This window comes from Mesorhizobium sp. M7A.F.Ca.CA.001.10.2.1 (genome assembly GCF_003998575.1).
Lineage (GTDB): Bacteria > Pseudomonadota > Alphaproteobacteria > Rhizobiales > Rhizobiaceae > Mesorhizobium.
Window position 1 is genome coordinate 1 of record NZ_RZQY01000152.1, and the last position, 10,580, is coordinate 10,580.

General features: G+C 63.4%; 6 protein-coding genes. 4 read left to right on the forward strand and 2 right to left on the reverse strand.

The window, feature by feature from the left end:
• Positions 1 to 285, reverse strand: a 285-nt coding sequence (locus tag EN964_RS12630) for a DnaJ domain-containing protein (RefSeq protein ID WP_164775800.1), incomplete at its 3' end; no start/stop codon positions are given.
• Between the two features lie 213 nt (positions 286 to 498).
• Positions 499 to 2,415 (reverse strand): molecular chaperone DnaK, encoded by a 1,917-nt coding sequence (gene dnaK / locus EN964_RS12635; protein ID WP_023810872.1) that lies wholly within the window; start codon positions 2,413 to 2,415, stop codon positions 499 to 501.
• Between the two features lie 213 nt (positions 2,416 to 2,628).
• On the opposite strand from dnaK, the gene EN964_RS12640 reads away from it, so the two are divergent.
• From EN964_RS12640 to EN964_RS12655, 4 genes are all read left to right on the forward strand, one after another.
• On the forward strand, positions 2,629 to 4,884 hold the full coding sequence (locus EN964_RS12640; RefSeq protein ID WP_164748776.1) for a hypothetical protein: 2,256 nt from the start codon (positions 2,629 to 2,631) through the stop codon (positions 4,882 to 4,884).
• Between the two features lie 10 nt (positions 4,885 to 4,894).
• Entirely contained in the window at positions 4,895 to 8,740 is a 3,846-nt protein-coding gene (locus EN964_RS12645; RefSeq protein WP_127271685.1) for a hypothetical protein, read from the forward strand.
• Between the two features lie 220 nt (positions 8,741 to 8,960).
• Positions 8,961 to 9,638, forward strand: coding sequence for a ribulose-phosphate 3-epimerase (rpe, locus tag EN964_RS12650; RefSeq protein WP_127276410.1), 678 nt, complete (start codon positions 8,961 to 8,963; stop codon positions 9,636 to 9,638).
• A 401-nt stretch (positions 9,639 to 10,039) separates the two neighbouring features.
• Positions 10,040 to 10,580, forward strand: a 541-nt coding sequence (locus EN964_RS12655; protein ID WP_164775801.1) for a GntR family transcriptional regulator, incomplete at its 3' end; no start/stop codon positions are given.

Consider the following 10,580-nt stretch of genomic DNA (forward strand, 5'->3'; position numbering starts at 1 on the left):
CTCGAAGATATCGGCGAAACCGCCGGCGCCAAAACCTTGCGCTCCGCCATTCATGCCGCCCTGTTCGAAGGCGGCGTGGCCAAAGCGGTCGTAGGCCGCGCGCTTCTGCGGGTCTTTCAGCGTCTCGTAGGCTTCGTTGATTTCCTTGAACTTGTGCTCGCAGGAATGATCGCCGGGGTTGCGGTCGGGATGGAACTGCATGGCGAGCTTGCGGAAAGCGCTCTTGAGCTCCTTCTCGTCGGCGCCTTTTTGGACGCCCAGCGTCTCGTAGAAATCAGCTTTCATTTTTTCCCGCTGTCCGGATGCTCAACGTCTTGAAGCATTGTTGCGTCTCTTTGCCGGCACTGACGCTTCGATTTAGGTGCGATGGAAGGGGGATGCCAGTGTCGACGCGGCTTTGCCTGCATTTTTTCAGCAAGGCCCGCTGTTTTTCTGCAAGGGGTTGCAAAAAAGCCCGGCCTTCGCCGGGCTTTTCGCTTTACCTTGCCGTCAAACGGTTCAGGCCGACTTCTTCTTGTCGTCATCCTCGTCGATTTCCTCGAAATCGGCGTCGACAACGTCACTGTCCTTGGCGGCGTCCGCCTTGGCGTCGGCTTCCGCCGCTTCCTTCTGCGAAGCCTCGTACATGGCCTGGCCAAGCTTCATCGAAGCCTCGGCAAGCGCCTGGCTCTTGGCTTCGATGTCGGCCGGGTCGTCGCCTTCGGTCGCGGTCTTCAGCGCCGCGATCGCGTCGGAGATCGCCGTGCGCTCGCCTTCCGAAACCTTGTCGCCATATTCCTTCAGTGACTTCTCCGAGGAATGCAGCAGCGCTTCGGCCTGGTTGCGGGCCTCGACCAGCGCCCGCCGCTTCTTGTCGGTCTCGGCGTTGGCCTCGGCGTCCTTGACCATCTTCTCGATGTCGGCGTCCGAAAGACCGCCCGATGCCTGGATGCGGATCTGGTGTTCCTTGCCGGTGCCCTTGTCCTTGGCCGAAACGTTGACGATGCCGTTGGCGTCGATGTCGAAGGTGACCTCGATCTGCGGCACGCCGCGCGGCGCCGGCGGGATGCCGACCAGGTCGAACTGGCCGAGCGCCTTGTTGTCGGCGGCCATTTCGCGCTCACCCTGGAAGACCCGGATGGTCACGGCCGACTGTGAGTCCTCGGCCGTCGAGAACACCTGGCTCTTCTTGGTCGGGATCGTCGTGTTGCGTTCGATCAGGCGGGTGAACACGCCACCCAGCGTCTCGATGCCGAGCGACAGCGGCGTCACGTCGAGCAACAGCACGTCCTTGACGTCGCCCTGCAGCACGCCGGCCTGGATGGCGGCGCCGAGAGCAACGACTTCATCCGGATTGACGCCCTTGTGCGGCTCCTTGCCGAAGAACTGCTTCACGATCTCCTGGATCTTGGGCATGCGGGTCATGCCGCCGACCAGGACGACTTCGTCGATCTCGCCGGCCTTCAGGCCGGCATCCTTCAATGCCGCCTTGCAAGGGGCAATCGTGCGCTGGACCAGGTCGTCGACCAGCTGCTCGAACTTGGCGCGCGTCAGCTTCAGCGTCAGGTGCTTCGGCCCGGTCGCGTCGGCGGTGATGAAGGGCAGGTTGATTTCGGTCTGGGTGGTCGACGACAGCTCGATCTTGGCCTTTTCAGCCGCCTCCTTGAGGCGCTGCAGGGCAAGCTTGTCGTTCTTCAGGTCGATGCCCTGTTCCTTCTTGAACTCGGCCGCCAGATATTCGACCAGGCGCATGTCGAAATCCTCGCCGCCGAGGAAGGTGTCGCCATTGGTCGACTTGACCTCGAACACGCCGTCGCCGATTTCGAGCACCGAAATGTCGAACGTGCCGCCGCCAAGGTCATAGACGGCAATGGTCTTGCCTTCCTTCTTGTCGAGGCCATAGGCAAGCGCTGCCGCGGTCGGCTCGTTGATGATGCGCAGCACTTCAAGGCCGGCGATCTTGCCGGCATCCTTGGTCGCCTGGCGCTGGGCGTCGTTGAAATAGGCTGGAACGGTGATGACCGCTTTCTCGACCTTTTCCCCGAGATAGGCTTCCGCCGTCTCCTTCATCTTCTGCAGGATCATGGCCGAAATCTGCGAGGGCGACTGCTTCCTGCCGCCGGCTTCGACCCAGGCATCGCCATTGTCGCCCTTGACGATCTTGTAGGGGACAAGCTTCTTGTCCTTCTCCGTCACCGGATCGTCATAGCGGCGGCCGATCAGGCGCTTGACCGCGAAGATGGTGTTTTCAGGATTGGTGACCGCCTGGCGCTTGGCCGGCTGGCCGACCAGACGTTCGTCGTCGCCCGAAATGGCGACGATGGAAGGCGTCGTGCGCGCGCCTTCCGCATTCTCGATCACCTTGGGCTCCTTGCCATCCATGATGGCGATACACGAGTTGGTGGTGCCGAGATCGATACCGATTACTTTTGCCATTTTTCTAGTCTCTCCGCTAAGCAGGCTATCAGGACCCGTACAGGCGTTCCGACGAAAGCCCCTGTTCACAAGAAATCCCGTTCCGGCAACCGGCATTCCGGCGCCGAACGGCTTGGCGCGTATATAAGAACAGGCGGCATCGCGCGCAAGCATTCTGCGCAAGGCTTCCATGAACCTTTCCACCTCCGCCTGCGACTGATCTCCAGGTGCCGCATGGTGCGGCCCGGAAAGGAAGCCCCCATGACCAATAACCCAGAGACTCCCAGGTCTCCGGGAACAACAGGAGCTCGGCGCGACCACCGCCTTCGGGACGAGGTCGATGCGCTGGGCTTTCTGTTGATTCCGTTGACCCTGCGTAAGAGCAGGCGTATCGTCATCTTGAGGAAAGCAGACAATTCGATCAGGGAAGAACGAGCCGGACCGCCGCGCCTTGCCCTGATTTGCGCGGCCAGACCCGACGTTCTCCCGTCGACTACGGGGGGTAGTGTCATGTCTCGCATCCGCGGCTCGTTTGTGTCGTCTCTTGCTGGCGGCTTGCGCCGCGCTGTGCATCCAGGCGGGTTGCTGGCACTCGGCCTGTGGCTGGGCGCCGCGCAGGCGCAGGAAACCCGGATCATCTATCCCGGTTCGATGGCGGTGACCGGATTTTCCGGCACCATCATTCCCAATTTCGACCCCCCTGATTCCGAAAAAGAGGGACTGCCGCCCGGCGTCGATCCGGTCGACGAAACCTTCATCGACACCACGCGCGCCACCTTGCGCGTCTTCGACGTCTCGCAACTGGGCGGACCAGCCACCGGCCAGCTCGTCAACACGCCACCGCCCTTCGAGGTGACGGCGGAGCAGGTCGGCCAGGTGTTCGGCGTCACCTACGATGACGGCGTGCGCGACGGCGTTCCGACGGGCATTCCCAATCTCTATGCCGGCGCCACCTCGCTGCACGGCATCCGTATCGTCACCCCGGACGCCGACGATGACGGCCGCCCCGAGCGGCAGCGCCGCGGCGCTGCCGGCGCCATCTTCATGGATGGCCAGTTCGGCACCGAAAACGGCGGCGGGCCGGGCACCGTCTGGAAGATCGACGGCATCACCGGCCAGGTCTCCAAATTCGCCGACATCGACACCAACAGCGGTCCCGGCATCGGCAATCTCACATTCGACGCCACTCATCGCGAGTTCTTCGCGTCCGATCTCGATACCGGCCTGATCCATCGCATCGATGCCGAAGGCAGGCTGATCGACAGCTTCGATCACGGCGTTGCCGGCCGTCCCGCGCATGGGCTTGCTCCAGTCGCCGACGACGGTTCGGTGATGGACATAAAGGGAGCGACCTTCGACAGCGAAGACCCCGACAGCTGGGGCTACACGCAGGACGAGCGCCGCGTCTGGGGCGTCTCCTACCATGGCGGCCGGCTCTACTACTCGGTCGGCGAAAAGTCGGAAATCTGGTCGGTGGGCATCGCCCGCGACGGCAGTTTTGTCGGCGACCCGCGCTGGGAACTGACGGTCAAGGCCGACAAGGACTACGCCGTCACCGACATCGCCTTCGACAATAGCGGCTTCATGTACCTGGCCCAGCGCGGCCCAGTCGAGAACCGCTACGATTACAGCCAATTCGCCGATTCCGGCAAAGGCGAGGTCATCCGCTACTTCCGAGAGAACCCGGACGATCCGGAGACGGAATCGGTCTGGGTCGAAGTGCCGCAGGAATATGCGGTCGGTTTCCCGCAGGGCAACCGGCAGGCCGCCGGCGGTCTCGACCTGCAATATGGTTATGATTCCGACGGCAATCTCGACACATCGGTCTGCACGCAGACGCTGGTCAAGTCAGGCGACAAGCTGCGCGACAATCCTTCACTCGCCGAACAGCTCGCCGCCGGCGGGCCGCTGGCCGTGCATGGCGTCCAGATCACGCCGAAAGAGCTGGTCAAGCCGGCCAACGTGCCGCCCTTCGGCTCCTGGTTCGTCGACTTCGACGGTTATTTCGAAGATCCGGAGGTCGAGGGCCATGTCGGCGACGTTGCCGTCTGGCATCCTTGCGAGGGCCGCGCCGGCTATTACGAGGAAATCCCGGGCGGCTACCTGCCCCCCTTCTACCCGCCGGATTTCCCACCACCCGGCAACCTGCCTCCGTGCATCGATGTCGAGGATATCAGGTATTACTGTACGCCTCGCGGCCTCCAGGCCGATCTCTATCTCCATGACCACGCCGGCTTCGGCGGCGATTCGATCAAGGCCCAACCTTCGAATGAGACAAAGTCCAGGACGCCAGGCGTCGGGGTGACATCATCCCAGTCGCATGCGCCCGGCAAGCCTTACACGGTCGACATCACCGGCCACTATCCGGGCGACAGAGTGGATGTTGGACTTTGCTTCTACAGGAAGTCCGACAAGGACAAGGGTGGCTACTACCCTTGCTGCAAGATGATCTTGCCGCTCCGAACCCCAGCCGTCAGCTGCGAACGTTGAGGAGGGGAAGATGAAAAATCTCGCACTCTCCCCGCTCACGACGAGCTCGCAATCCACAGTCATGGAGACGATCATGAAACCCCTGTCATACGCCAGGCGCGGCGCGCGCTGGCTGATGGCGGCCGGTATCGCGGTCGCCATGTTCACCCCTGTGGCAAGCCACGCGGAAGACGCCGCCCCGATCACCCCGGAACTGAGGCTCGATCTCGACAATTCGAAGATCGTCAATCCGAGGCCGGAGCGGGCGGTGCCCTTCTTCACCAAGAAAGGCACCCAGCGGAGCTGCGACTATGTCGTCTACTCCCTGAGCTTTGGCCTGCGCGGCGATGCGCAAGCCTTCGCCGACCTGACAGCCTTGCTGAAAACGCTCAAGATCGAGTTCAAGGACCAGCTTCCACACGGCCTTTCGATCGTCAGCGCGAATGTGTCGGGCGACGGCACGGACGCTTCGGGCGGACCATTGCCCGGCGTTTCGATCAGCACCTCGGCCGGTCCGAACGACACGGCAACGGTGTCCAATTTCCGGCTCTCCGCCGCTGATCTCGACGGCGCCGGTGCCGCCAATGAACGCGTCATCAACTTCCAGATCACGGCCAAGATCGACCATGCGGCGTTTCCTTCGCCGACCGTGATCGACAACCAGGGTGTGATCAAGGTCAGCAACGGAGCCGGCCCCGGGACCATCATCCCGTCGCAGGATCCGGGCAAGCCCGACGATGGCAACTACAAGACCGGGGCCAAGACCTCGATCAAGATCGACCTCACCAACTGTGATAAGCGGCCACCGCCTCCCGACCGGGAATGCTTCAAGGTGGAACGCGGCACGGTGGACTGCGTGCCCGGCGGCGGCGCCTTCATCTACCACATGCCGGTCGGCCCGGAGATGGGCGGCAAGTGGGTGCAGGTGTCGACGACCACATCAGGCGTCACCATCATCCCCGACACCCAGTTGGTGCCGGCGGGCGGCGGTGTGCTCAACTGGAAGATCGTCGGCGCATCGCCCGGCGACGTCATCCACCTCATCGTCACCGGCATCGAAACCTATGCCGGTCCGAAGGAAGGCTGGGGCCTTTGCTGCACGCAGACGATCGACATCGTCATCCCGCGTGACCAGAGGTGCCCGCCCAAGGACAAGGAGCCGGACCTCAAGGTCGAGAAACGCGCCGACGTGACGCGTTGCACGATGGGTGGCGGCTGCGACTTCACCATCAGGGTCACCAATGTCGGCACCGGTGCCTACCACGGCAAGATCGTGCTCGACGAGGTGACGCTGCCGGCCGGATCGACGCTCGATTCAGGACCCAATCCGCCCTGGGTCTGCATACCCGGCGCCACCCCGATGATTTGCACCTACCCAGTAACCACGCTCAATCCGGGGGCCTCCGTCAACCTCAAGCTCGGCTTCAAGCCGGCCGGAGGCTGGCAAGGCAGCGTCTTGCGTAACTGCGCCACCTATAATTACGGCGCCAGCGGCAAGCCGCTGTTCGGCAGCCAGTCGAACGATCGCGGCTGCGCCTCGATCCCGATCTGCCGGCGTGGCGATCGTGACCGCGACTGCCGGCCGCCGGTCGAGAAGAAGGTCGACCTGATCCTGAAGAAGCGTGCCCGCGTCCCGGTCTGCACGGCCGACGGCATCTGCCACTTCGTGATCGACATCATCAACAACGGCACATCGACTTATAACGGGCCGCTGACGGTGATCGACAGCTACCCGGCCGGCGCGCCGGCCTCCTCGACCTTCGGCCCAAGCCCGCCATGGACCTGCGTACCGACAGGTCCCGGCCTGTTCCGCTGCGACCATGCGGGGATCTCGCTGCCTCCGGGCGGCTCGACGCCGATCGTCGTCAAGGCGGTCATGCCGGCCGGCTATCAGTCGGACATTGTCGAGAATTGCGCGACGGTGAAGCCCATCCCCGGCGAAAACGACCTCACCAACAACAAGGCCTGCGCCAAGGAACGCTTCCGCCATCCCAATGGCGGCAAGCCGACCCTGCGCATCACCAAGGTCTGCAACGGCTCGCTCGCCGGTGCCGCGCTGATCTCTTGCCGCATCACCGTCATCAGCCTTGGCACCGCTGCCCCCACCGGTCCGGTGCGGGTCAACGATGCCGCCACGCTGGTGGCCGGCGGCGCGCCTGTCCAGATCCAGACCGTCACCCCTGACGGTGCGGAATGGGCGTGCGGACCGGTTCCGGCCAACGCGCTGTCGTGCCAGATTCCCGGTGCCGTCATGACACCTGGAACCAGCCGCCACTTCGACGTGACGGTTTCGGCCAATGGCGCGTTCGAAAACTGCGCGCGCGGCTCCTATGGGCCGGCGCCGGGCGACGACGTCGTCTATCCCTTTGGCCAGGCCTGCGCCAAGGGAGGCGGCGCCTCGACCATCCGTGTCGAAAAGACCGGCGACCGCGAATGCAGGCTCGGCCAACCCTGCTCGTTCGAGATCACCGTCACCAATGACGGAGCGACCGCCTTCTCCGGGCCGGTCCGCATTGGCGATGCGATCGGCGTGGAGGGTCTCGGCAGGCTGGAAGGCGTTGAGATCACGTCGATCGATCCGCCCTTCGGCTGCTCGCCGGAACCGGCAACCTTGCCTGCGTCCTGCATTGCCAATTTGTCGCTCGGCGCCGGCGAAAGCCGGGTGCATCATGTCACCGTGGTCATTCCCGACGACGGTCGTCTGGCCAATCTGCAGGGCAATGTCAGCGGCCAGAACTGCGTCGGCGTGCTCTCTCCCGACACACGGGTGCAAGGCGGTGGCGACGTGCTTGGCGGCGATCAGGCCAATGTGCAGGGCGATCGCGGCAAGGCCTATGCCTGCCATCCCTTCACCATCAGCCAGGAGACGAAGAAGGAATGCTCGCAAGGCTTCGTCATGAACGATGCCGGCCGCTGCGTTTGCCCGGAAGGCACCACCTATCGCAACGGCCAGTGCTCGCCGGGCGGCGGTATCGTGCCGAAGCCGGAGCAACCGAAGCGCTGCGTGCTGCTCGAAGGCCAGATCCGCACCGAGGACGGACGTTGCGTCTGCCCACGCGGAACCGGGCTTGAGAACGGCAGATGTGTCAGGACCGACAAGCCCGAACAGTGCACCGTCCGTGGCCAGGTCCACAATGCCGATGGCGATTGTGTCTGCCCCAGGGGGACCGAAATCCGGGGCAATGCCTGCCGCCCGATCCAGCCGAAGCCTGAGCAGTGCACCATCCGTGGCCAGGTCCACGATGCCGATGGCGATTGTGTCTGCCCGAGAGGGACCGAGGTGCGCAATGGCGCCTGCCGTCCGATGCGGCCAAAGCCCGAGCAGTGCACGATCCGTGGTCAGGTTCACGACGCCGACGGCGATTGTGTCTGCCCAAGGGGTACCGAGGTCAGAAACGGAGCCTGCCGCCCGATTCGGCCGAAGCCTGAGCAATGCACGATCCGTGGCCAGGTCCATGACGCAAAGGGCAATTGTGTCTGCCCGAGGGGTACCGAGGTGCGGGGCAATGCGTGCCGGCGCAAGCAACCGACGCAGGAGCAATGCGACATACGCGGCCAGGTCCACAACAAGCGTGGCGAGTGTGTCTGTCCGCGTGGGACGCAGGTGATCAACGGCGCATGCCGCAAGCCCAGGCAAGAGGTGGAATGCGCACCGGGCTCGCAGATGATCAACGGCCAGTGCCAGCCGATCATCAGGCGGCGCTGCCCGGAAGGTACGATCGGACGCTATCCGAACTGCCGGCCGCTCCGCGGGCAACCGTCGCTGGAGCTCAACCCCGGCCTGCTGCTGCAGCAGGTACTGCCACGGCGCAGGCCGCAGGTCGAACAGCAGCAGGATCCGGTTCCAGACAGAATCCTGAAACTCCAGCAGCAATAACGATCTGCTCGACGCCAGACCAGAAACCCGCCGGAGCAATCCGGCGGGTTTTCTTATGGCTCCGAGGCAAGCGGAAATTGGCTGCGACAGGATCGCGGACGCCGCAACGCCACCTCCGGCCGTGCAGCCGCCGCGCCCGTGCCCTCGACAAGTCGGCCGGAGCGCATTAGGCAGTCGATAGAGTGGCCGAACGTGAAGGGCACTCGGAAAGGCCGCATCCATGAGCAGAAAGACCCTGATTGCACCGTCGGTGCTGGCGTCGGATTTTTCCAAACTCGGCGATGAGGTCGAAGCGGTGGCGGCGGCCGGCGCCGACTGGATCCATCTCGATGTGATGGACGGGCATTTCGTGCCCAACATCACCTTTGGCCCGCCGGTGATCAAGGCGATCCGCAACCGCACCGAGGCCTTCTTCGACTGCCATCTGATGATTGCCCCGGCCGACCCCTATCTGGCCGCTTTCGCCGAGGCCGGCTGCGACGGTTTGACCGTCCATGCCGAAGCCGGCCCGCATCTTGACCGCTCGCTGCAGACCATCAGGAACCTCGGCAAGAAGGCCGGTGTGTCGCTCAATCCGGCGACGCCGGAAAGCGTGGTCGAATATGTGCTCGACCGGCTCGACCTGATCCTGATCATGACCGTCAATCCGGGCTTCGGCGGCCAGGCCTTCATCCCGGCGATCGTCGACAAGGTGAAGCGGGTCAAGGCCCTCATCGGCGGCCCGCCGATCCGCATCCAGATCGACGGCGGTGTTTCAACCGAAACCGCGCCGCTGGTCACCGCTGCCGGCGCCGACGTGCTGGTGGCGGGCGCCGCCATCTTCAAAGGCGGCAGCGTCGAGGCTTACCGTCAGAATATCCAGGCGATCAGGACGGCAGCCGACCACGCAGCCGGCTAACCAGCGCTTTTCCCGCGTTCAGCCCGGCATGCCGGCTAAGGTTCTGGTACCGGCCGAGGCTTGTGATGGTCTGATGCGCAACGGTATCGGATCTGGAGCGGCTGCCTGATTCGGCCTCAAGGGTCCTCACAGCAGACAGTTGATCCCGCGCGCATACAAAAGAACAGAAAGAACAGATTCTCTTGCGTGCATACAAAACATGTTAAGTTCCCGCAGGTTGTGAAAATGCGCGGAATTACAGCATTGAGCTCCAGATGCCGCATATTCCTTCGTGCTAAAGTACAATAACGTGATCTTGTGCTTGAGCAGGCGAATGCTCGCACTGTATGGTACAAGTACGAGAAGGCGAATGCTTTCGGACTCGAATCGCCCAGGACAAGTCTTGGGGACAAGGAGTCGCTATGACATACGGAGCTGCCAATCTGAACGACGACGCTGCGGGACCGAAGAGTACGCTTGCCAGTACGGTCTATCAGCAATTGCGGGACGATCTTCTCGGGGGTGTTCTTGAGGCCGAGAGCAAGCTGCGGGTGGAATGGGTGGTCTCCAAATATGGAGCCGGCGCCTCGCCTGTCCGCGAAGCTCTCAATCGCCTCGCCTCGGAAGGACTTCTCGGCCGGCACGACCAGCGCGGCTTCTTCATCATGCCGGTCAGTGCGTCGGAACTCGAGGAGCTGACGCGCACCCGCTGCTGGCTCGAGGAGCGGGCGCTTCGCGAATCCATCGCCCACCGCACCGCCGAATGGGAAGAACAGCTCGTGCTGGCGCTGCATCGCCTGGGACGCGCGTCACGTCTGTCTCCGCAGGCTCTCTTTTCGCTCAATCCCGATTGGGAGAGGCTGCATCGTATCTTCCACAGGGTGTTGATTTCGGCCTGCCGGTCGCAATGGCTGGTGGGGTTTTGCGACCAGCTCTCCGATCACGCCTATCGCTACCGGCAAA